Raw genomic sequence first — 23944 nt, 5'->3', positions numbered from 1 at the left:
TCTTCCTTTAACGATAAAAAAGTCCTCTATTATTAATAGAAGACTTTCTTTCAAACCTATTCATTCAGCCATTTATCGGCAGCAAAAACAATTCCTGCCCTTTTTCTCGCTACTGTAAGAATCTCCATCACTTGAAGACTATGTTCTAGTCTTTTTAGCATTTCACTTTTGTTTTTCTCGCGTATTATTTTTTCAAATGCCACGAACTCTTCATACATTCGATGATTATGCTCATTTTTATTTATCTTCTCTTCTACATTACTAGCATTGCTGATAATAAATGAATCTATACTGTTAACAGGTCCATCAACTGTCAAGAAGCCATTATCGCCTTGAATAGTCGCAAATGATGCTCCCCAGCTATCTTTTGAACCTATACATATCGCTTTAAAGCGCTCATACTCTAAAATCAAGACTCCAGAAGTATCAATCCCTCGTGACAAATTGGGATAATACTGCACCTCCATTGGTTTTCCGAATAACCCAACAACGAAATGAATATTATAACTATTAATATCCATCAAGGCGCCACCCGACATCTCTGGATTAAAAGCTGGTAAAATGTTCCCCTCCTTAAAAGCATCATAACGTGAGGAGTACTGAGAATAATTTGCTTCTACCACCTTGATATCTCCTAGCTTAGGCAGCAATTCTTTTATTTTTAAAAAATTCCCTCTGTATTGATTAGTAATTGCTTCTATTAAATAAAGATCATTCTTTTGGGCAATCCTTTCTAATTCCTTCAATTCATTCAAATTAGAGGTAAAAGGCTTCTCACAAATTACATGTTTTCTGGCTTCTAAAGCTAGTTTTGTATAGGAATAATGAAGATGATTAGGCAATGCTATGTAAACGACATCTATATCGGTATCTGCAAGCATCTCTTTATAATCCACATATATTTTGTTTATAGGATATTCCTTTTGTAAGTCTAACAAAAATTCTTTTTTATTGGGTCTTCCAAAAATCGCCACCAAGTCAATTTGTGGTATAGATTTAAGCATAGGTAATAAATCTTGAACAATCTTTCCTGCTCCCACTATTCCAAGTTTCATTTTATTTACATCCCTTCATTCCCTCTTCTAAAATTGCCAATTGTAATAGCGTTTCCTCATCTTTTATTATTTTTTCTTCCCCATAGATGATTGTATTATACATTCCATCATACACTCGCCCATAATCCCCTGCCTCTGACACAACTTTTTCTTCATGGTAATTTCCATTCTCATCTATATAAGTTAGGGTGCCATAATGTTCTGGTTGGTCTACCCCAAAACCCTCTCCATCAGGCATATAGAAAAGTTTTAAATGTTCCTCTTGTCTATCTTTCGAATGTTTAATGAAGCTTCCCTTCTTACCGTAAACAACAAAGCTTGGTCTTTCTTTTAGACGGAAGTAACTTGACTTAATTGAAACCTTTAACTGATCATAATAAAAGTCTAAATCAAAATAGTCATTCATTCGTCCTTGACCTAATAATTGTCGTACATCATAATGAACATGCTGCGGTTTTCCAAAATAAGATATGACCTGGTCGATCGTATGGGTACCATGTCCGTACATAAAGCTGCGATAATTATTATAAACCTGGACTGTTTCTGGCACTTCTGGTCGATAATAGTCATAATTCAATTCTACTTCTAATAAATCTCCTAATTTACCACTCTCTATCACCTTTTTTGTTGTCAGAAAATCTGAATCATAACGGCGGTTTTGATAGCATTGAACAACAAGTCCTTTTTCTTTTGCATACAGGAATATTTCTTCGGCTTCTTCTACCGACATCATAAATGGCTTTTCCACTAGCACATGTTTATTATGATCTAAAGCTAACTTAGCAAATGCATAATGAGAGTCATGAGATGTTGTTACTACGATTAATTGAATCTCTTGATCCTTGAGTATCTCATTTAAATCCGTAGTATAATGAATATGTTTATGTTTCTTCCATGTATCATGGGCTGGATTTCTACGATAAATTGTTTTCACCTTAATATGGTCTCTTTGTAAAGTAAAAGGAAGATGATACCTATTTGTACTTTTGCCATTTCCTATGTATCCAATTGTCAGCATAAAAGACACTCCTTTTTTCCTTAATGGGACCATTATAGGATGGAATAACAGAGAATTCCATGTAAAGCTTTAGCCTGAACGGATTTAGGATAAAATGTTCAAGCTTCCATCTGAAATGAAGCTGATTTAATGAACAAAATGTTCAATTTTAAAGGAGTGAGCCGATTTGTTGCTAAAACAAATTGCAAATAGAACGGATTATACAACAGCAGAAAAAAATATTGCAAAATATATTTTGGAGAATGCTAACTTAATAGAGAGAATGACAATCCAAGAGTTAGCACAAAAAACATTTACTTCCCATACTTCTATCATTCGCTTTACACAAAAGTTAGGAATGAAGGGTTTTAAAGATTTTAAAATTATGCTTGTTAAAACTATTGAGCAAAAAAACCATGTTTTATCTGAAATTAATCCCAATATCCCATTTGAAGATGATGCTTCTCTTATGAAAATCAGCCAGGATATGATGTATTTAACTCAACAGGCCATCAAAGAAAGCTATGAGCTCTTAAAGGAAGAATCCCTTTTTAAAATGACTAAGTATCTATACAATGCAAACCGTATCTTTATGTATGCTGTAGGAGATTCGCAAATTCGGGCCGAAAGTTTCCAAAATAAACTTTTGAAGATAAATAAATATGCCATAATCGCAACGGCCCGTAATGAATTTGCCAATAACACTGTTAACATTGATATAAATGACTGCGCCTTTTTTATTACTTATGAAGCTAAATCAAATGAGGACTTCATTGCTGCTCGTATATTAAAAGAAAGAAAGGTGCCGATTTTATTGCTAACCGCCTTTCCTGAAAGTAAATTAGCCAAAATGGCAGATGTTGTTTTAACCATACCAGCTTTAGAAAAGAAAGAAACATACAAAATCGCTACCTTTGCATCACAAGTATCCATTGATTATGTGCTGAATGTCTTATTTTCCAGCTTGTATCAAATAAATTACTCACAGAACAGAGAGCATCAAAGAAAAAGTACGGAATTAATAGATCGCTTTTCTTTTTAGAATATAAGAAAATCCCTTAGTCTAAATATAGTTAAACTAGAGGATTTAAAACAGCACTAGCTGCTAAGTCTTTCTTGCACAGCTGGCATCCACTGGCAAAACAATCTTCTATTTTTCGATGAATTTTCCTTTTTTTTAAAAAAAACAAAAAAACTCAGCTAAACCTTTAAGGTATTAACTGAGTTTCTTTTGTGCCTTCTACGTTATTGCTTTCTCACCTTTAGATAAAAACGAGATTGGCTGGCATCAAAAAAGCCAGTTTTCTCGATATGCTGATACAAACGATAGAGTTCATTCTGGTACTTTTCTACGCCAAAATCAGGAACTTGCCAAGGAATCGCCTTTAAATAATAAATAAGTGCGCCCAAGTCATAGAAACGCTGGATAGGAAACTCCTCTTGGTACTCTAGAACCTCCCATTCAGTGAGAGAAAACTGGTTAAGAGCAGCTGAAAGTTTCCACTCTTTAAATTCAGGATTGAGCGGAACTCCAAACCAGTCATTTATTTCCTTGCAATCTAAACCTCCAACTTGCTGGGTAAGAAAAATACCCTTTGGCTTTAAGATTCTTTTCACTTCTTTTACAGAGTAAGATTCATGTCTGTTAATGATTAAATCAAAATGATTGTCGGGAAATGGCAATTCATTATCATCAACCACTTCCATCACTCTCACTCCTAATGGCTCAAGCTTCTTTTTGGCAATCGATACGTTCGGCTTGTACCCTTCCGTCGCATAAATGATACTTGGAAAATAGCCTTTCAATAAGGAGAGAAACTCTCCTCCCCCAGTTCCCATATCCAATACAGCTGTGGTTTCCTGCATTGCAGAAATTACTTTGCTCCCGTAAGACCAAGAAATCATGCTGTTTTGGATTCTGCCTGTATCATAAATGCTAGAAAAGTCCCATCCTGAAAATTTCTCGTTTATTTCCTCTAAATACCTATGAAAATTAATATCTGTCACTTTTTATTCCTCCCTATTTTTTATTTTTCAATAAAGAATAGAGGGAGGTCCTCTACAATAATGGTTTTATATTTCATGTTCCAGTGATCTCATACTCTTTCTCCCTTATTAGTTCTTTCAAGCTCTTTGAAACTAAGTACCTGCCACTCCAAGACAGATACTTATCCAACATATTTATGTGTGTATACCCTACATATCTCTAATGGTGTCATTTGTTAACCGAACAAGATTACCACTCGGCTCAAAAATAATAGAAATGAAAAATGTCAAAGGAAGAACAACAACATCTAAATAGCCTTTCACTATTTTTCGGATCAATTGTTCCAGATCCCTCTTCCTAAACTTGGAAATCTATACTCTTAATTATACACTATTTTTTATTTTTTCAAAATATTACACCTTATATTTTCTTATACATGTCTTTTTTCTATAAGCTGAATGCCAATACCTAGCATAATTGTTCCCATCAAACAAAGAATCCCTGCCGGAACCATAATATCATTCCAAGAAGCACTGTCGATAACACCTTTTTTTAATAGTTCCATTCCATAAGTAATAGGAACAACTTTGGATAACAAAATCATTATTTTCGATGTAACAATTTCAATTGGCCAATAGGCTCCGCCAAGCATCGCAAAGCTTACAGATACCAACGGAATAAAGGCATTAAACTGGCTTGGTGTTTTCACAAGACCTGTTAGGAGAATAGTCAATGCCACAATAGCGTATAAATATGGAATGATTAGAACAAACACCAAATGAAAATTCCCATTAAAATCAATATTTAATCCATACCTGAAAAGAAGGAAAATCATTATTATTTGGATATAACCTATCGAAAAACTAAATAATAAATTCCCTAAATATATTTGTGCTTTTGAAGTAGAGGATAAAATAAATCGATCCCATATTCCACCTTGTTTATCTCTTAGAATTTCAATAACCGTAAAGGAAACGGTATAAATACAGAAGAATAAAGTAAACCCAAAGAGCGACTGGAGTGATTGATTATAGCTTGCTTCTTTATCCGTTAATGTTTGTTCTGTTTCTACAGGTATAATTGGTGTCTCTTTATTATGTGCAAGCACCCTTTGAGCTTCTTCTTTATCCGCTGCTCCATTGATCAGCGCTTGTTCCTTAAGCATATTCGCATAATAGGTTTGAAGATAATTTTGAACCATTAATACATTGGACGTATCAGCTACTCGAAAAATAGTATAAGTGTCTGGATTTATCGACACTCCTATATCTGTTTTTCCCTTTGCTAACTGTTCTTTTACTTCTTTTTCTGTATAAATAACAAACGAATAACTTTCACTTTGATTTAAAGCTTCTAGAATATCAGTTGTTTTCTCCGATTGTTCTGTATAAACTGGCACTTCTACTTTTGTGAAAGAAGACATCCCAACTAAATAAGCAAAAACGATACAAATGAAAGAGGTTACAATAAATCCACCTGGCTGTCTAATAAATTTCTTACATTTCCCCCATAGAATTGCATTCATTGGCGAACCCCTCCTCTTGTTTTCAAGGTAATCACACTAATCAACAGCAAAGTAATAGAAAATAGGAGGATTGCTTTAAGATGGCTCCATAAATCTGCCAATGAATAGCCTTGATATGCTTTTAAATAAGCAGTAAGGGCTGCACCTCCAGGAGAATATTCGCCTAATGTTTCCATAAATCCACCAATCGCACTTACATCAAAAAAGCTGCCGCCAATAAACGCAAGAATAGGTACGATTAAGGAAGACATAATACTCTCCACATTTCGTGACTTAGCAGCAAAAGAAATAGAAGTTGCTATAGTAGCAAACGCTGCAGCCATTAGATTTACCGTTAAGATAACAACTAATTGGTTTATCATACTAGAAAAGACGACTCCATAAATCATTGCTATTAAGCTGAATAAAATGGTCTGCTGTAAAAAAGATAGAATAAAGGCTACAGTAAAAACACCTGCAAAAAACACAAACTTTGGAACATTTGCCAGTAAGATACGTTCATACAAAAGCTCTTCTTTTTGCTGATAAGCAAAGCCTGCTACCGTTGTAGATATATAGAATACAAACATCACAGACATGCCGACTCCATAATAAGCAAAAGCGCTGATTTCCTTTTTCTTTTCGATATTTTTGATTTGTCCATTTACCTTTTCACTAACTAATGTCGAATAATCGATTTGAAGATCTTGGGCTGTCTTTAGATACGTCCACTCTTTTTGATAATTCGTCATAATATCCTCGATAATAGTTGCCTGAAGGGACTCTTGGTTTTTTGTCTTTATTATCCACGATGGAAGTTCGGTTTCTTCCTCTAAAAAATTTGTATAAAATTCAGAAGTAAATCCTTCTGGAATATATACTACACCGTCAAAATCCTTTTCCTTTACTATGGTCCGGTCACTATATTCCGTAACGGAAAGGAATTTCTTTAAATCTGGATTTTCCCCGACTGCTTTCATAAATGTAGCTATCGGCTGCAGAGCCTGAATATGCGCTATTTTTGCTTTTTTCTCTTGATCGCTTAGAGGAGACTGGTTTATTTTTTCTATTATTTCTTGTTGGGCTTGCTGTTCTTGATCCTCTACCACCATAGCTAGCTTCGCTTTTACTTCTATTTCGCTATCATTATCCAAAGCCCCTAACGCGCTGCCAAGTATCGTGATAAGCACAAACGGCATTAACAACAAGACAACCAGCTCTCGCGGTCTTCTCCAAATCAGTAATAATTCTTTTTTTATCATTTGCCAAAGCATCTGGAATCCTCCTAATCTCTTAATTGACGGCCAGTTAAATGCAAGAACACATCTTCTAAAGTAGGCGCCTCAATATTTACAGAGAGTACATTTGTCTTCTGTTCTTCGGCAATCCGCAATATATCTTTTAACAAATTCACTCCTCTTGGTACGATAACCGTAATCACCGATTGTTGAATCGAGATATTCTTAATGCTTTCAAGATGACGGAGTGCTTCTGTAAATTCATGTTTGACGATTTCCACCTTAATGTTAATGGCTGTTTCTGCCGATAAAATATTTTTAATATCCTCCTTCGTTCCAGATGCAATGATTTCACCATGGTCCATAATATAAATCCGATTACAAAGAAACTCTACTTCTTCCATATAATGACTTGTATAAAGGACGGTCATTTGCTTTTCTTCATTTAGTCTTTTCACTGTTTCTAAAATATAATTTCTGGATTGTGGATCAATTCCAACAGTTGGTTCATCCATAATAATTATTTCCGGTTCATGTATTAAAGCGACACCAATATTTAATCTCCGTTTCATTCCGCCTGAAAAGGTTTTGACCAAATCCTTTTCCCGTTCTTTTAAACCAATAATTTCAAGAACTTCATCTACTCTCTTCTGTAAAATTTTTTTAGGAATCCGATGCATTTTACCAAAAAAGAGTAAGTTTTCTCGAGCAGATAAATCCATATAAACAGCGAGTTCTTGTGGTACTACTCCAAGAACTTTCCGTAAAGCCTGCGGTGTTTTTAAAATACTTTCATTATTTAAACGTACGTCTCCCTCTTGAGGAGAAACCAAAGAAGATATCATAGATATTGTTGTAGATTTACCTGCACCATTCGGTCCTAGTAAGCCTACAATTTCTCCACGTTCTAAATATAAATTGACAGAATTCACAACTTGCTTCCCTTTAAATGATTTAGATAAATTTATTATTTCTAACAAGGTCATCATCCTTTCTATATACAGCATAATGAAAAGACTCTTCCATTCCTATACCTAAAGGTCATTTTTTTCCAAAAATAAAATGACTATAGTCATATCTTTTTATGCTAATTCAATAGCTGCTGCTTATTTAAGCATACTTTCATTTAAAAAGGGTAAAACAAATAAAAGATAATCATCGGAAAGGAGCTGTACTAATTGGGCATTCTAGTCTTGGTCATCCTTATTGCTTTAAACGCTTTCTTTGCAGCTGCAGAAATTGCGCTCATTTCCTTAAATGACAATAAAATTAAACATATGGCTGACACTGGCCACAAGAAGGCTAAAATAGTGCATAAATTGCTGTCAGAGCCGAGTAAATTTCTGGCGACAATCCAAATTGGGATTACTCTAGCAGGATTTCTAGCCAGCGCTTTTGCTGCGGACAGCTTTTCTGGTCACTTAACAGAGTTATTTTTAAGTATGGGTATTCCTCTCTCCAAAGGATTGCTTGACTCTATCTCCGTCATTATTATTACGCTGCTGTTATCTTATTTCACACTTGTATTTGGTGAATTAGTTCCTAAACGAGTTGCTTTGAAAAAAGCAGAAGGAATTGCGATGTTCGCCGCAAGTCCGCTAACAATGCTTTCTAAAATAACAGCGCCATTTGTCGCTTTCTTAACCTTCTCCACTAACCTGGTTGCACGGCTTTTCGGCGTTCGTCCAGATGATGAAGATGAGGAAGTAACAGAAGAAGATATAAAAATGATGATTGATGTAGGAAATGAAAGAGGAAGTATTGATGAAGATGAGCGAATGATGATACATAATATTTTCGAATTTGATAATAAAGATGTCACAGATATTATGACCCATCGCTCTAATATGGTAGCTATTCCTTCCCATTATACGCTAAATGAGATAGCTGCTCTTGTGAATCGTGAAATGTATACTCGCTATCCTGTATATGAGGGAAATATGGATAATATTATCGGTATCCTACATTCTAAAGATCTATTAGCCTATATGGGTAAAGAAGATACCTCTTTTCAACTAAGTAGGATTATTCGTGAACCATACTTTGTACTAGAATCAAAAAGAATTGATGATTTATTTATCCAGATGCAAAAAAATAATGTCCTTTTCGCAATTGTCGTTGATGAATACGGCGGAACAGACGGTATTGTGACAATGGAGGATTTGGTGGAAGAAATCGTCGGCAATATTTTTGATGAATACGATGAACCAAAACCTCCTGAGATTAAGATTATCGGGGAACATACCTATTTATTGCAAGGGACTATCAGTCTAGATGATGTGCAAGAGTTATTGAAAATTACCTTGCCGATAGAAATTTATGATACATTGAGTGGTTTTCTCATCAGCAGGATTGGCTATATTCCTAATGAGAATGAAAAACCAACCATCCTCTTTAAAAACTTCGAATTTCAAGTCGAAGAAATTATGGACCGCAGAATCAGTCAAGTGAAGGTTACAAAAAAAATCGAAGAGCAGTCCCCTTCAAATACTTCTTTAGAAACATGAGTGTTTTCCAAGGAACAGACTTAAACTTATGTTTTGGCTGGGACATAAGTTTCCCAGCCAAAAATATAAATGGATGTGATTATCCCCACACACTAAAATACACTACTCTTTCCATTAGACTGGATGAAAGCCCCTGTCTTTCGCCTGCTCGATTTCATTTTATTATCCATTTCATGGTGTCCCATTTTTGTTCTTAAATCTATCATTTATACCGATTACAGTGTCATTTACATTCCCCTCTTCATATGTTCCGCAGCTATCCTGCTGAACCAACATTTATCCGAGTGAGTAACCAAATCATATTACTTTAAAACTTTTCCTATGAATTTGCGTTTTCCTTTATTATACTGGTAATAGTTTGCATTAAGTTTCTGTTATTATTGGAGGTTTTTTTCATGAAAAAATACGGAAAGGATATCCTAGTGATTATTTTTGGAGCCTTCCTTTTTGCATTGGCTGTCAATTTATTTGTTATTCCTAATGATTTGGGAGAAGGAGGAGTAACCGGTTTAGCCATTATAGCTTATTACTTATTTCAATGGTCTCCAGGTATAGTCAACTTTGCTTTAAACACCATTTTGCTTATAATCGGTTATAAATTTTTAAATAAACAAATGATTATTTATACCATTATTGCTGTTTTTTTCAACTCGTTATTTTTACATCTAACAGAGACATGGTCAATCCATTCTGACGAATTATTTGTTAATGTTATTTTCGGCGGCGTATTTGCCGGAGTTGGAATTGGATTAATTATAAGAGTAGGTGGTACAACAGCTGGCTCGACTATTCTAGCAAGACTAACCAATAAATATCTCGGCTGGAGTATAAGTTACGGCTTATTATTTTTTGATCTTCTTGTTGTTTTTGCCTCCTTCTTCCTAATAAAGGCAGAAGGTGTGATGCTGACAATTATTATGCTCTATGTTGGAACAAAGGTGATGGAATTTGTCATAGAAGGCGTTAATCCGAAGAAGGCAGTGACGATTATTTCCAATTACCCTGCAGAAATTGCGGATCAAGTAAACGAACAATTAAATCGTGGCGTAACAGTTCTATCAGGTCATGGCTACTACACAAAAGAGAACAAGGAAATACTCTATATTATTATTAATAAACAAGAAGTTGTGAAACTAAAGAAAATTGTGAAACAAACAGATGAGGATGCTTTTATTACCATTCATGATGTGAGAGACGTCTTCGGCGAGGGCTTTATTCACCTTTCTAAAGCGTAGTGAGGCATTTTCACCCGAACCATTATACAGAGCTGCTAATAAAGCTCTTATATAATCGTTCGGGTTTTATTTCAAAAAAAAGAAGGTTAGTGGAAAGCAGCCGCAGATGACTCTACTTCGTTTTCCTATTACTTAGCTGGCAATGAAATCAAATATAATCATTCCGCACCGCATAAATAGCTAATTGTGTTCGATCTCTTAATTCTAATTTTGCTAGAATTTGAGTGATATGATTTTTAATCGTTCCAACAGATAATAATAACTCACGGGAAATTTCTTTATTTGTTTTCCCTTGGCCTATTTTTTTGAGAATTTCTATTTCTCGTGTTGTTAACACAACTGTCTGATTCAGTTCTTTCTCAGGCAGGTTCTCTTTTTTTAACAGCTTTGGCATTAATTTTGCGGCAACTTGATCATGTATCGACATGCCGCCCGCCAAACAACTTTTGATACTATTTACTAAAGTAGTATTATCTGTTGTTTTTAGCAGAAAACCATTCGCCCCTTCTTGAAATACCTTTATTGCATAATCTTCATCATTAAAAGTAGTGAGGATAAGTATTTTTATATGTGGAAATTGCTGACGAATTTTTTTCGTCGCTTCCATCCCATCCATAATTGGCATACGAATATCCATTAAAACAATGTCTACAATTGTTTTTTCTAATAAAAACAACACTTCTTTTCCATTTTCCGCTTCAGCAACGACCTTGATGTCTTCTTCTTGTTCAATAATCATCTTTAAACCATTTCTAACAATTGCTTGATCCTCCGCAATTAACACGCGAATCATCTTCATTCCTCCCCAACAGGAATATTTCCTTGCAGGATAAATTCTCCATTCGATTGAAGAATCTCTAATTTTCCATGTCTTTCTTCTATTCTTTTTTTCATATTCTCTAAACCAAAACCAAAATGAAAAGGATGCTTATGTATATAGGGATTTCTGATTTCAAATGTCAAATGCCCAATTGGGGAAACACCTAGTGTAATATGCACAGCTTTCGAACTTCCATACTTCATTGCATTGGTGATACCTTCCTGTACAGATCGATAGAGGACAGCACTTTGTTTATTACTAAGGTTTGCTTGTAGTACCCCTTGCTTGGTTGTAAAATGGACGTGAATATTGTTTTCACTTTCCAATTTTTTTATCAGCGTAATAATAGAAGCAATTCCTCTTGGCTCGTCTACTTGTAAAAGACGTACCGCTTTTCTTGTTTCTTCTAAGCTGTCAGCTGCCATATTTTTCAAAGTTAAATATTGATCCTTTTTCTCCTTAATCCAAAATTGTTCGATTTGCATCATTAATGCAGTCAATTTATGACCAACGGAATCATGCATCTGTCTAGCAATTAGATTTCTCTCCTCCACTCTTGCTGCATGCTCATTATAGTAAGATTGTCTTTTCTGTATCCGATAATCATTTAGTAAAGATTCATATGTATTTCTTATTTGGCGATAATCCCCCTCCAGCTCATTTACATGAATAAGTAAATAGGAAATTAACAGAAGAAAACTTATCCAAACCAAAGCTAAATAGGGAAACATTATAATAACTATTGCAGCATTGATTAAAAGAAACAAGCTAATGACAATACGAAACAAATTAGTTGATATATAAGTACTCATTACTATCATAAAATACAAAAGCATTAGTAATAGATAGCTATATAACTCTCTTCCTACTGTAAAGAGGACTATTTCAAGCATAACAATGATAGTAAGAAACGGTATGCTTTTTCTTTTAAATACAGGCACGAGAAAATAGAATCCTATAATAATAGAAAACAGAAATAAGTGCATAGCAAAATGCCAAGCATCAATGTTATATGCTTGATATAAAGTGCCCAAACATAAAAAAACCAGAACCACTATTTTTATCGAAAAGTCCTTCATTGTTTCTCCCTTTTCTCCTTGATCTTCTTTATAAAAAAGCTTGTAAAAGATACCTCTTCTACAAGCCTCTTGATCGTTTCTATTAAATGCTGTATCCAATCGCTAACACAAGCGCAAAAGAAACTACCAATAAAATCCACAGCGTTTTTGTATTTTCGGATTTTTTCGTGCGAATAAGTACCATTTCAAGCATACCGATAACCCAAATGCCTACAAGCATCTTAATTGTATGCATGAAATCCATCCCTGTTTTGGCAATTAAGCCAATTCCAGAACCAATAATCAGAATATACACTACCCGTAACACCATATGTACGATTTTACTTCCCTTTTCTTTTCCTGCTTTATGTAAACCGAATGACAAGGCAAATAGAATTAGCCCAATAATCCATGTCAGTACATGAGCATCTGTTGAACTCATATAGATCCCCTCCTTTTCTCCATTATTTTACCATAGATTACTTTAATCCCTCTATTTTCGACTTATTATTCCTCAGCTGCTACTTGATTTATTAAGGTACCAATTCCTTCCACCGATATTTCAATGCTATCCCCTGCCTTTAAGAAGCGTGGTGGGTTAAAACCTTTCCCAACTCCTGCAGGTGTTCCTGTGGCAATAATATCTCCAGGCTCTAACGTCATCCCTTTAGACAATACACTTATTACTTCTTCGATTGGAAAAATAAAATGCTTTGTATTGGATTGTTGTCTTATTTCTCCATTTACTTTAGTAGTAATATTTAATTCATTCGGGTTGGGAATACTATCCTTTGTTACAATCCATGGTCCAATTGGCGCCGTCGTGTCTAAACTTTTTCCTATAAAAAATTGTTTGTGTTTCTTCTGCAGATCTCTAGCGGTGATATCATTTAAGATGGTATAGCCAAATATGTAATCCAATGCCTTCTCTTTCTTAATTCCTTTTCCTTTTTTTCCAATAATAACAGCTAGTTCGCCTTCATAGTCAAGCTGCTCTGTTACTTGTTTATGTTCCATAATATTCTCCATATGGCCAATAACCGTGGTGGGAGCTTTCGTAAAAATCATCACATGCTCAGGAATGTCCGCTTTACTTCCCATTTCTATTGCGTGTTCTTCGTAATTTTTGCCAACACAAAAGATATTTTTTCTCGGTCTAGGAATCGGTGCTAGAAACTTCACTTTTTCCATTGGTATATAAAGATTTGTGCTATCATAATGCTCTTCTGCCCAATGCATTAAACTTTCTACCTTGTTCATGAATCCTTCTTGTTCTATACATTTAATAAGATCTTCTGGATACGGTCTTCTTCCCGTATGCTTTTCCTCTGCATCATTTAAAGGTAAAACTCTCTTTTCCTCTACTACTCCAATAAAAACTTTATTCTTCCACGCAACCGTTGCAAGCTTCATAGATTAATCCCCCTATAATATCATTATATATATTAGAACATTTAAGAAAATTATAAACTTTCTCAAAAATTTTTCCAAATAAAATTCCCCCCCTCCATTCTGAGCGTTTCTAAGACAAAAAATCGCTATTTATAGCAGTGAATTAACTCCTATTCCTTTTTCTTGTCATAGTACAATCATTCAAAAGAATATGTTAGTTAAGAATAGTATGAAGCTATCTAGGTGAATGTATCACCTAATCCGTTATTTTCCATAGTATGTATAAGAATATTGTATAAAGGATGTTGTATATGCCAGCAATTGTTGGAGTAGCTCAAGTTATATCCGTTGGGGGTAGCTCTATTTTTAATATTGGCGATGTATACAAAATGATGCCTATCTCTAATGCGAAAACCTTTTCTGGATCAGGCTCTTTTAATACAGGGGATGGATTAAAGATTACCAACTACCGCAGTTCTACCAATACGTATGATAACGATGGATTGGATCAGCCAATTGCTGCGAATGCGTAATTAGACTAAAAGGTGATGTGTCTAATGAATTATTTTATCCAACAATCTATAACCATAAATTCAATTAAAATCGGGGGGATTTCTAACTCTTCTGTATTACAGATAGGCAGTGCTGGAATTATTAAACCTGCCTCATACTTATATAATACGGGAGGATTTACAGAATCAGCTCCTGAACTTCAACCAGAAGAACCTGGAATGGATGTAGCAGATGAAGATACCGTTTTCTCACCTGCTGTTCCCTTGCAATCTCCTCGAAAATAGGAATGATTTGCAATAAGGAAAAAAGGGGGGATAGAAATGTCTTATGATTTTTATCAATACAGTGAAAATATGCGTCATTATTTACAATTGCTTGAAAAAAGAATTAAAGATTTAGAAGCACAGGTTGCCAATCTTAAGAATGAGGTTACGGCAATCAGCGAAAAGCCAACTGTCCATATTGATCGTATCGATTACAGCTTTGACCAATTAAAAGTGGAAACGTTAGAAGGAACCTTGAATATTGGACTTAATCCTGAAGACTTAAGCAACATTGAAGAACTTGCCATTAATCCAAATTCACCAACCCAACAGCCTCAGGCCCCTTTCTATCCACCCATTGATCCTAAGCAGATGATGAATCGATCCATGGATATAGAAGAGGTCATGCATCAATTTATTCAATTAGAATTGCCAGAAATCATTCGGCAAAAGCAATTAGAACTTAATATGCCCGAAGAGGAATCCTATGTCACCTTTATTCAAGAGGATATTACAAAGCAATTACCAACAAGGATTCAATATTATTTACAACAAAATACTAACCGTAAGCAAAGCGGCAGCACTTTATCTAATGAAGCAATTATCAACGCTTTAAAGGAAGAAATGGAAAATGGAGTTCATTTATTTTTAAGTCATATACCAGATAACATGAAAGGAAGTGGAAAAGAGTGAATTTTCAAGTATATAATCGAGAGCTTCAAGTAGGTAGAATTGATATTATAGGGGTTGCCAGCTCCTCTATTTGCTTAATAGGAGATACACAAACGATTCAATTAGCCTCCACCTTCGATACACCAGCCGAATCTTTAATTATTGGCCCTTTTGTTCCACTGCATCCAAAAATTTAACTATGTTACAGCGTACATCTGTTGTTGATTTAATCACTATTAATACCGTATCCTTTTCCTCCATTGTAGAAATCGGAGATGCAACTTACCATCAATCTGCCTCTAGGGCATTAGCAGTCCAAAGACAAAAAGAGTTCTTTTATGGTTCGGAAACAGAATATGAAGACTATTCTGTGTTTACAGAACCCATTCCCTTACTTCCTATTATCGAAAATGTAACATGTCATTTTGAAAATAGGAAACCGATCATTAAAGTAAATCATATAAATATTATTGGAATATCTTCTGCCTCCTTATTACAAGTAGGCAATTGCCGTCATCTATATGCAGAAGCAAGAATTAAACATATCCGGCAAATAGAGCAACCACTTGCAGCGGAAACAGAAAATAATTTGATCCAATTAAATGAGCCTAGTCAATTTAATACTACAACCCCTGAAAGCCCTATTTCCATTACTGGCACAAATCTTATAGGAACTCCTTTTTCTAATAACACAGAAACAAGTCTAGAATAATAGAAAGCGGAAGATAAAAATTTTTTCGAGAAGAATATTTTAGTATCAGATTAGAATAGATACCACAAAAGGAGGTTAAAAAATGCCTGCAATTGTAGGACCAGTACAAATTGTTAACGTAGGAGAAGGAATTGTGCAATTTGGGGATTCATTATTTATTTCTCCCAAAGGAAATTCAAAGGCAACCTTAGGCTCTGGTACCTCCAATACGGGAGCATTTATTATAACAAATAATGGATTAAATGCTAGTAACTATATAGATACTAGTTTACTTGATCAACCAGTTGTTGCAAATAACTAGCTGCTAAGCCCTTTCATTCGAGTGTTCATATATTTTTCAAGGAGGAAAGAATTATGCCTGCTATAATAGGTCCGATTCAAATTGTTAACACAGGAGAGGGAATTGTGCAATTTGGAGATTCCCTCTTTATTTCTCCAAAGGACAATGCAAAATCAACAATAGGCTCAGGTACTGGAAATAATGGTGCATTTGTAATTACTAATAATGCAGTCAATTCCAGTAATTATACAGATAGCAGCGGGATTGATCAGCCTATATCCGGTAATAATTAATAAATATTCTCCTCTGTTTTCTACATTAATTTGGCCTCCCACAATTTTTGCGGGGGGCCATTTTTATACGACTATGACACGAGAATTTTTACAACTTTAACACATGTGCACCATCAAAGAAGAATAAGTATTTCTTTTCTATTTTTCGCTTTAAGATTTTTTCCAATGCTTCTGTATAAAGCTCTATTTGCACTTTATAGCGTGATTCTAATATTGGTTTTGCTTCTTCATATCCACTCTTATAACGACCAGATATTGTGTCTGTTTTATAATCAAGCAATACAGTACCTAAGTCATCTTCAAAGAATACATCAATAATTCCTTGAATGAGAACAGGCTCTTCTTCTCCCTGCCAATCTGCATATACTCGGCTTGCTGGATAGGCAATATTAAAAGGAATTTCTCGTACAAGCTTTGGTGCCTGCTGCATTCTTTTTCCTAAAGATGATTGGAAAAAGGATAAAATAGAAGAAATATCAATAACTTCGGCCTGCTCAGTCGTTAATAGTTCTTTTTTGACCATCTCTTCTAATAATTGCTTTAGACCAGCTGCCGTAACTTCTGCCTTTACATCTACATGCTGCATAACCATATGCATAGCTGTTCCGATTTCTGCTGGGCTTAATTTTTTTTCCTGCATGAATTTCGGTCGATTCCAGACCGTTTGCTTCCATTTTTCAGCAAGGTCTGTCCCACTTTGAGCATCCCGCAGTTCTCCTTGGCGCTTCAATTCGGATACAGACTGCTTAGAGCGATGAGAGGTGCTTTCCTTAGAAGAATAGGACCATGCGAAAGTTCTCTTAATGTCTTCTTTATAAGCAGAGAAACGATCCATTCGCTTTCCTTCCGATACTATTTCAAGCCATTCATTTTCTTTATTTTCTTCCTCCACCGATCGGTTTAGAAGCTCCTCTTTTTGAAGAATTTTCACTTCCCAATTAGATGGATGAAAAGAAATTTCCTCTTTTTCCCTCCAACTTTCTAAATGAATCCATTTGTTGTCACGATGTCTCACTAATGCTGGACCGATCCAATCTAAGTATGACTTCGCTTGGGCACGATCAAACTCATTTAAAAGCCAATTGGAATGTTCTGCGATTTGGGACCATTTCTGTTTTGCCTTTTCTATATCCTTCACCGCACCTATTAAAATCAGCTTTTCCTTTGCTCTAGTTAATGCAACATATAAGACGCGCATCTCCTCTGCCAGCAACTCCATCTTTTTCTTTTTAGCAAATGCAATTTGCGGGAGGGACGGATAAGATATTCGCTTTTTTGCATCAATATATTTCGTAGCAAAACCTAAATCCTTATCCAATAAAAAGTTCTTTCTTAAATCCATTGTATTGAAATTACGGCCCAATCCTGCCATAAATACAAATGGGAACTCTAAACCTTTACTGCTGTGAATTGTCATAATTCGAATAACATCTTCTTGTTCGGTTAAAGCTCTTGCAGCACCTAAATCATTGCCGCGGTCCCTCATTCTCTCTACAAAACGAAGGAAGCGGAATAACCCGCGAAACGATGTTTCTTCATATTGCCGAGCCCTGTCATAAAGTGCACGCAAATTCGCCTGACGCTGATTTCCTGCTGGTAATCCCCCCACAAAATCATAGAAATATGTTTCCCGATAAAGCTTCCAAATTAGTTCAGATAACGCCCCTCTTCTTGCCTCAGCGCGCCAATCTGCAAATTTATCAAAGAATGGTCTTATTTTTGCATACAAAGCTTCTTCTTTCTGATTATTGGATTGAATAAAAGCTTGAATAGCTTCATAAAAAGCTCCTTGTTTCTTGGCAATCCGCAGCTTACTTAATTCTTCTTCCGTTAATCCCACAATGGGAGAACGAAGAACTGAAGCAAGCGGAATATCTTGATATGGATTATCGATAATCTTTAGTAAAGACATCATGATATCCACTTCTGTGGATTCAAAATAGCCTGTTGTTAAATTCGCATAGGTCGGGATATTATACTGCTTTAATTCTTCCATTATTTGCGGAGCCCATGTCATAGACCGCAATAAGATGACCATATCCTTAAAACGAATTGGTCGATATGCTTTTTGTTTTGCGTCATATACCTCTTGGTTTGTTTCAAATAATTCTTTTACCTTTTCGGCAATTACTCTTGCCTCCAATTGTGATTGCTCCAGTTCCGCTGCATCAAGTCCCGTTGACTCTCCGTCCATCTCCATGTCTTCACTTGAATCACGCTGATTTACTAATGCAACTTCAATCGGATAAGGAGTTTCTTCTGGATAACTTGCACCTAGCTTTAATTCTGCGCTTTCATCGTATTCGATTTCGCCTACTTTTACACCCATAATTTGCTTAAAGAGAAAGTTGGTTCCTTCTAAAACTTCTTTTCTACTGCGAAAATTTTTCGCTAAATCGATTTTATAACCAGCATCTTCCCGTTCTTGAAACCGAAGATATTTCGCTAAGAATAGATTAGGCTCTGCTAATCGGAAGCGATAAATACTTTGTTTTACATCGCCAACCATAAACAGATTTCCTTCCGATTCACTATCCTTTGTTACTAGCTTTAAAATAGATTCCTGCACTAAATTTACATCCTGATACTCATCGATAAGCACTTCTTTAAACTGATTTCGATAAAACCATGCTGCTTCTGATGGAATAAGCTCCGTATTGGTTTCCTCGGGTTGACTTAAGATAGCTAAACAAAAGTGCTCTAAATCAGCAAAGTCCACTAACCCTTTATCCATTTTTATTTGTTGGAATCTTTGCCCAAAGGCCTCCACTAGATAAACAAGTGTCTCCACATGTGGCTTCATCGCCGCCATATCCTTTAAGAAGCTCTGTGGTTTTCTTGTAAAAAGATCGCTTTGCATTTCTTGCAATATTTTTTTGGCACGATCTCTGATTCTTTGTCCCTCTTCCACTAGCGCTGGATCATATTCGTCTCCTTTGCATGGTTTTGCCCGTGAAAATTTCAATGACTGCATGGCCTCATATAAAGTTTCCCAGGAATGTGCCTTTGCCTTTTCTAAAATAGACACTAATTCTAAATCGTCCAAGAAGTTGCTCGCTCTCGGGGCGGGCCCTCCTGGAAGCTTTGTCAATTCGTAGCCATACTCAAGCAGCTTCCTCACACCGTCTAGCTGCAGCTCCACATCATCGATTAAATGCTTCATAAATGGTAATTCAGTAATATCTGCATCTTCCTTCTTATCATACATGTCGATTAAAGACTGTAAATAAGCAGACGGAAATGGATTAGAGCGGGAAAAATCATATATTTCTTGAATCATTCGCTGCAATGCATCATCACTGCGATCATTTGTAAAAGCATCTACTAAATCAAAAAAAGCGAGATTATTTTCCTTTCCGTATTCCTCTTCAAAAAGATCTTCTAAGCATTCATCTCTTAATAATTGTCCTTCTGTTTCATCCGCAATTCTAAAACCTGGATCCAAATCAATGACATAATAATATTTTCGGATAACTTCTAAACAGAAAGAATGAATGGTAGAAATATGGGCTTTATTTAAAAGGGCCAGCTGTCTTTTTAAATGCTGGGAGGCTGGATTTGCATTGATTTCCTTTTCCAGCACTTCGCCGATCCGGTGCTTCATTTCTGCTGCTGATGCGTTCGTAAAGGTAACAACGAGCAATTCATCCACATTAATTGGCTGATCGGATACGATTTTTCGAATCATTCTTTCTACTAATACGGCTGTTTTACCTGAGCCAGCTGCCGCTGCGACTAAAATATCCTGGCCACTAGACATAATTGCTTTCCACTGATCATCTGTCCAGGTAACATCTGCTGGCTTGTCTGGTATATTAATCTCTTTCACTTGTATTAGCCTCCTCTCTAATTAATTGCAGTACCTCGTCTTTTGAGTAGGCTGGCAATTGTCTATATTGATTTGTTTCTAATGCTTCATCAAATTGACAGACAGACTTAAACGAGCAGAAAGTACAAGGCTTCTTGTCATTTAATCGATAAGGTTCTATGCCTACTTCCCCACTAATAATCTTATTTCCTGAATCTCTATATTTGTGACGTACAAATTTTTGCATTTTGCTAAAGTCGTCTCTAGTAGCTACCTTCGATGCCTTCGTAAGAGTGCCATCGGTTTTAAAGCCTGCCGGTACAATCGGCGAATTCCCTTTTTCCAATGTTTCATCCATTAACTGAATGACTCGTTCTTCTCCAAGCATTAACCCATTCATTTTAAATTTCTTTAATAGCTCTTCTTCGATTTCATCTAATGTGAGGATTTTTTTACTGGAAATCATCGGATTATGAACATGAAAATATAATACTCCAGCCGGGCTCGCTTCCTTATCCACCAAAATCGTGCTGTTTGTAATAATTAAGTCCAAATAAGTCAGCATCTGTAAGGACAAGCCATAGTAAACTTCATTCATATTTAATTCTTGCCCGCTTGATTTATAGTCAATTACACGTAAATATACTTCATCCCCTACTTCTGCTTTATCAACACGGTCGATTCTGCCAATCAGATTCATATTCGTACCGTTTTTCAGCGGAAAAGAAATCGATGGCAGCTTCCCTTTTGGTCCAAATTCAAGCTCTAAATCAATTGGCGAGAAACCGCTATGTTTGGCATGTTCGCTTAAAATAAGAGAAGCTCTGCTAATGATTTGTTCTAGCTTTCTTTTTATATAATGATGTCTATTAGTACTAAGCAATATCTCATTCTGCAATTTAGGTGCGAGCATTTCTACCGCATCTCTTGCTAAACTTTCACATTGCTCTCTTGTTAAACTAGACCACATTAACTCTTGATGCATAACTGTTTCCGCAATATATTTTAAAGCTGCATGAAATAAGTCACCAATAGCAGGCGCTTCTAAACGATATACCTGCCGTTCACGAAGCTTTAATCCATGGGTAGCAAAATGCGAAAATGGACAAGCATGAAATAACTCCATTCTCGAAACACTTGCTGATATGGTATCTCCATACAATTCACTGCTTGTTTGTTCCGATAATTTCTCGGTTTTATTTTGATAAGTTAAACTAGAAAAAACCTTTTTGGCTGGTTCTCTCCAATTTGGGTGTTCGATATACTCATTGTAAACATCCCACCAGAAATCATAGATAGGATACTCTCTTTTCTTCAAATAAAGCTGGCCAGTAAGGTAAGACAAAGTTGTTTGTAAATGAACCACATAATCAAGCTGGCCTTCTTCTGACAATTCTTTCGGATCAGACATATAATAGACAGTTTCAGCTTTTGGAAATAGATCCTGCATTCTTTTGATATAAGTAGATGGCAAGATAGACTTTCCTTCATCGTTTGCCAGTGGATAGGTTAAATAAAGATAATCCGTTGGCGTTGTAAATGCTTTGTATGCAAGAAACTCCTCGTCTAATAACCTTGTTTTGCTTGTAGGAGCAAGCTTCATCCCTTTTTGTTGTAATGATTCTCTATCTGTGTCTGCAAGTATGCCCTCATCCTGAAATCTCGATGGAAAAACACCCTCATTTAGACCGATAACAAACGCAACCTTTATATCATTTAAACGAGACTGTTCTAAGTCAGCAATCAATACTTGATCCAGTGCTGGAGGAACAAGAGAAAACTTTAATGTATCTAGCCCTGCACTAATCACCGTTGCAAATTGCTTGGTTGAAAATTCCTCTTCCCCTAGTATCTCCACAAATTGATCTAATAGATCTACTATACTGTTCCATGCTTGATCATGCTCTCCAGCTTTTACTAGCTCCCCTTTGCTTTCTAACTCATTCTTCCAATACTCCATCTTCACCGGCACTTCTAGCTCTTCTAAAAATAAATATAGTGCTTCACATTTCGCTCTGCCGTTTTTCCCTCTTTTCAAGCGGTTTTGAAGGCGGATTAGAGGCGCAGTTAAAGAGAGACGCAGCTCATTTAATTCTTGTTCGAATTCCTTTTCTGCGTCCGTCTGCACACCTTGTTCAAATTCCAGCCCCTTAATTCTTCGATACTTCCAGCGTTCTTTTGAAGTCCACTTACTTCCCTTTATTCCATATGCAAGACAATAGTTTTCAAGCCTGTCTACTTTTTCTCTAATATTATTTTTGCGTTCATGAAGTGGAAATAGTAACTCTGTTTTTATCGAACGAAACACAGGCTCATAGCGCCAATTTGTATCGAAAATTTCTAAAGAGGAACGGATCAGCTCCACCAAAGGATGATCATGCATTCGACTTTTCTGATCAATAAATATTGGTATATGATAATCTCTAAAAACAGTTTCTATAATATTTTGATAAGCTGACAAATTACGAGAGAGTAAACTAATCTCTCGATAGCGATAATTTTTATGTCTAACGAGTTTTATGATTTCCCGTGCAACCCCTTCTATTTCTGCACGCGGATTTACGCTTTCAGCAAATTTAATAGTTGTATCTTTAGTAAAAGCTACAGCTGGTCTACTATCAAAATGACTCTCTATATGAACTAACGATGGATGGCTATTTTTTTTGAATTCCGTAAGCTTGATAACCTCGACTTTCACTCCTAACTGCTTAGCCATTGCTTGGATTGTTTGGAAGGATTCTGTTGTCATTCGGAATAAACTTAAGTCATCATTTTGGAAAGTAAAAGGATCTAATGTATTCGTAATCGTCACCTTTTCACATGTATGCATTAACTGCTGAATGATTAAATACTCTTGAGGCGTAAAACTATAAAAACCATCAATGTAAATTTCAGCATTTTGCAAATAAGAGGACTCGCTAATCTTTTCCGCAAGCAAACGGAAATAATCCTCACCATCAATGTAATTTCCAATTATTCTTTCTTCAAATTTTTCATAGATTAATTCAAGGTCACTGATTTTATCCTGTAAAGCTTTGGTTGCTTCTTTTGTTCCTTCTAATTGTGCTTTCGTTGCTAACAGTTCCTCTGGAGTAACAGTATATCTTCTAAATTCCGTGACTAATTGTTCTACCTGATCAATAAATCCGTTCTTATCGGCAACCTTTTTAAATAGAGTTAGGTCATTTTTATTCTCTTCTATAATTTTTCGAATCAACATGCTTACACCCATACTATTGATGTGATAGCGGCTGATTCCGCCTGTTTCTTGCAACACTCTCCATGCAAGGCGGGTAAAACTATATACTTGTGAACGAAACATTCCCTGAACATTCGAGCCAGACAACAAACGTTGATCTGACATAAAGGTCATCTGATCTGGAACGATATAAATAATCGGATTCCCTTCTGGATTTTCAGCAAGTTTCGCTTGGATTTCTTCTATACAGAACGTTGTTTTCCCAGTACCAGATCGACCTGTTAATAAGCGGACAGTCATCCAAAATCCCCCCCTTTTTTTCTATCTCCATTATTTTTTCTCTGTAATTATCATCATAACATAGAAACACATGTTTCTATAGAAAAGTGCTGCTGGATAATTTTTCTCTTT

The 23944-nt window shown here is 35.7% G+C and carries 23 protein-coding genes; 10 read left to right on the top strand and 13 right to left on the bottom strand.

Features of this window, described 5'->3' with window-relative positions; genetic code table 11:
• Window positions 1-56 precede the first annotated feature (56 nt).
• Window positions 57-1055 (bottom strand): Gfo/Idh/MocA family protein, encoded by a 999-nt coding sequence (locus NSS71_RS00205; protein ID WP_095320247.1) that lies wholly within the window; start codon window positions 1053-1055, stop codon window positions 57-59.
• 1 nt (window position 1056) lies between these two features.
• Window positions 1057-2073: a Gfo/Idh/MocA family oxidoreductase gene (locus NSS71_RS00200; protein WP_095320246.1), complete on the bottom strand. Its 1017-nt coding sequence runs from the start codon at window positions 2071-2073 to the stop codon at window positions 1057-1059.
• Window positions 2074-2239: 166 nt separating this feature from the next.
• Here NSS71_RS00200 and NSS71_RS00195 point away from each other — a divergent pair, with 166 nt between their 5' ends.
• The gene (locus tag NSS71_RS00195; protein WP_144545322.1) at window positions 2240-3094 is read left to right on the top strand and encodes an SIS domain-containing protein; all 855 of its coding nucleotides are present in this window, start codon (window positions 2240-2242) and stop codon (window positions 3092-3094) included.
• 203 nt (window positions 3095-3297) lie between these two features.
• Here the strand turns inward: NSS71_RS00195 and NSS71_RS00190 are convergent, their stop codons facing one another.
• The 5 genes from NSS71_RS00190 to NSS71_RS00170 all read right to left on the bottom strand — a co-directional run bounded on the left by NSS71_RS00190 (window position 3298) and on the right by NSS71_RS00170 (window position 7761).
• On the bottom strand, window positions 3298-4059 hold the full coding sequence (locus NSS71_RS00190) for a class I SAM-dependent methyltransferase (protein ID WP_251688845.1): 762 nt from the start codon (window positions 4057-4059) through the stop codon (window positions 3298-3300).
• 189 nt (window positions 4060-4248) lie between these two features.
• Window positions 4249-4377, bottom strand: coding sequence for a hypothetical protein (locus tag NSS71_RS00185; protein ID WP_268874800.1), 129 nt, complete (start codon window positions 4375-4377; stop codon window positions 4249-4251).
• Window positions 4378-4469: 92 nt separating this feature from the next.
• Window positions 4470-5564, bottom strand: a complete 1095-nt coding sequence (locus NSS71_RS00180) for an ABC transporter permease (protein ID WP_095258811.1) — start codon at window positions 5562-5564, stop codon at window positions 4470-4472.
• Window positions 5561-6817: an ABC transporter permease gene (locus NSS71_RS00175; protein WP_047943106.1), complete on the bottom strand. Its 1257-nt coding sequence runs from the start codon at window positions 6815-6817 to the stop codon at window positions 5561-5563. Before NSS71_RS00175 ends, NSS71_RS00180 begins: the two co-directional genes overlap by 4 nt.
• Before the next feature lie 11 nt (window positions 6818-6828).
• Window positions 6829-7761, bottom strand: coding sequence for an ABC transporter ATP-binding protein (locus NSS71_RS00170; RefSeq protein ID WP_047943105.1), 933 nt, complete (start codon window positions 7759-7761; stop codon window positions 6829-6831).
• A 198-nt stretch (window positions 7762-7959) separates the two neighbouring features.
• Between NSS71_RS00170 and NSS71_RS00165 the strand changes: the two genes are divergently transcribed.
• Together NSS71_RS00165 and NSS71_RS00160 are read left to right on the top strand one after the other, a co-directional pair.
• On the top strand, window positions 7960-9288 hold the full coding sequence (locus tag NSS71_RS00165; RefSeq protein ID WP_341151172.1) for a hemolysin family protein: 1329 nt from the start codon (window positions 7960-7962) through the stop codon (window positions 9286-9288).
• Window positions 9289-9683: 395 nt separating this feature from the next.
• Complete coding sequence (locus NSS71_RS00160; RefSeq protein ID WP_047943103.1) at window positions 9684-10523, top strand: YitT family protein; 840 nt, start codon at window positions 9684-9686, stop codon at window positions 10521-10523.
• A 148-nt stretch (window positions 10524-10671) separates the two neighbouring features.
• Here NSS71_RS00160 and NSS71_RS00155 read toward each other — a convergent pair whose 3' ends face one another.
• The 4 genes from NSS71_RS00155 to NSS71_RS00140 form a co-directional block, all read right to left on the bottom strand.
• Complete coding sequence (locus tag NSS71_RS00155) at window positions 10672-11316, bottom strand: response regulator transcription factor (protein WP_047943102.1); 645 nt, start codon at window positions 11314-11316, stop codon at window positions 10672-10674.
• 2 nt (window positions 11317-11318) lie between these two features.
• Window positions 11319-12521 (bottom strand): sensor histidine kinase, encoded by a 1203-nt coding sequence (locus NSS71_RS00150; RefSeq protein ID WP_082138365.1) that lies wholly within the window; start codon window positions 12519-12521, stop codon window positions 11319-11321.
• Entirely contained in the window at window positions 12505-12843 is a 339-nt protein-coding gene (locus NSS71_RS00145; RefSeq protein WP_047943101.1) for a DUF1516 family protein, read from the bottom strand. Before NSS71_RS00145 ends, NSS71_RS00150 begins: the two co-directional genes overlap by 17 nt.
• 65 nt (window positions 12844-12908) lie before the next feature.
• The gene (locus NSS71_RS00140; protein ID WP_144581041.1) at window positions 12909-13814 is read right to left on the bottom strand and encodes a fumarylacetoacetate hydrolase family protein; all 906 of its coding nucleotides are present in this window, start codon (window positions 13812-13814) and stop codon (window positions 12909-12911) included.
• Window positions 13815-14104: 290 nt separating this feature from the next.
• On the opposite strand from NSS71_RS00140, the gene NSS71_RS00135 reads away from it, so the two are divergent.
• From NSS71_RS00135 to NSS71_RS00105, 7 genes are all read left to right on the top strand, one after another.
• A complete protein-coding gene (locus NSS71_RS00135; protein WP_047943099.1) occupies window positions 14105-14326 on the top strand; it encodes a spore germination protein in 222 nt (73 codons plus the stop codon).
• A 24-nt stretch (window positions 14327-14350) separates the two neighbouring features.
• Window positions 14351-14590, top strand: a complete 240-nt coding sequence (locus NSS71_RS00130) for a spore germination protein GerPB (protein ID WP_047943098.1) — start codon at window positions 14351-14353, stop codon at window positions 14588-14590.
• A 36-nt stretch (window positions 14591-14626) separates the two neighbouring features.
• Window positions 14627-15262 carry a spore germination protein GerPC gene (gene gerPC, locus NSS71_RS00125; protein ID WP_341151171.1) on the top strand — a complete coding sequence of 212 codons (636 nt, stop codon included), beginning with the start codon at window positions 14627-14629 and terminating at the stop codon, window positions 15260-15262.
• Window positions 15259-15438 (top strand): hypothetical protein, encoded by a 180-nt coding sequence (locus NSS71_RS00120; protein WP_047943096.1) that lies wholly within the window; start codon window positions 15259-15261, stop codon window positions 15436-15438. The genes gerPC and NSS71_RS00120 overlap by 4 nt, the downstream gene beginning before the upstream one ends.
• Window positions 15439-15440: 2 nt before the next feature.
• Window positions 15441-15953 carry a spore germination protein GerPE gene (locus NSS71_RS00115; RefSeq protein WP_082138364.1) on the top strand — a complete coding sequence of 171 codons (513 nt, stop codon included), beginning with the start codon at window positions 15441-15443 and terminating at the stop codon, window positions 15951-15953.
• Window positions 15954-16035: 82 nt separating this feature from the next.
• A complete protein-coding gene (locus NSS71_RS00110) occupies window positions 16036-16254 on the top strand; it encodes a spore germination protein (protein ID WP_047943094.1) in 219 nt (72 codons plus the stop codon).
• Window positions 16255-16307: 53 nt separating this feature from the next.
• Window positions 16308-16526 (top strand): spore germination protein, encoded by a 219-nt coding sequence (locus NSS71_RS00105; RefSeq protein WP_047943093.1) that lies wholly within the window; start codon window positions 16308-16310, stop codon window positions 16524-16526.
• 88 nt (window positions 16527-16614) lie between these two features.
• On the opposite strand, the gene addA is transcribed toward NSS71_RS00105, so the two are convergent.
• Window positions 16615-20355, bottom strand: a complete 3741-nt coding sequence (addA, locus tag NSS71_RS00100) for a helicase-exonuclease AddAB subunit AddA (protein ID WP_341151170.1) — start codon at window positions 20353-20355, stop codon at window positions 16615-16617.
• Entirely contained in the window at window positions 20342-23833 is a 3492-nt protein-coding gene (gene addB / locus NSS71_RS00095) for a helicase-exonuclease AddAB subunit AddB (protein WP_336045114.1), read from the bottom strand. The genes addA and addB overlap by 14 nt, the downstream gene beginning before the upstream one ends.
• Between the last annotated feature and the right edge of the window lie 111 nt (window positions 23834-23944).

It is taken from the genome of Niallia sp. FSL W8-0951 (assembly GCF_038006525.1).
GTDB classification, from domain to species: Bacteria; Bacillota; Bacilli; order Bacillales; family Cytobacillaceae; genus Niallia; species Niallia circulans.
The sequence above is the reverse complement of the archived record's forward strand: the minus strand, read 5'-3'. Positions and strand labels throughout refer to the sequence as shown.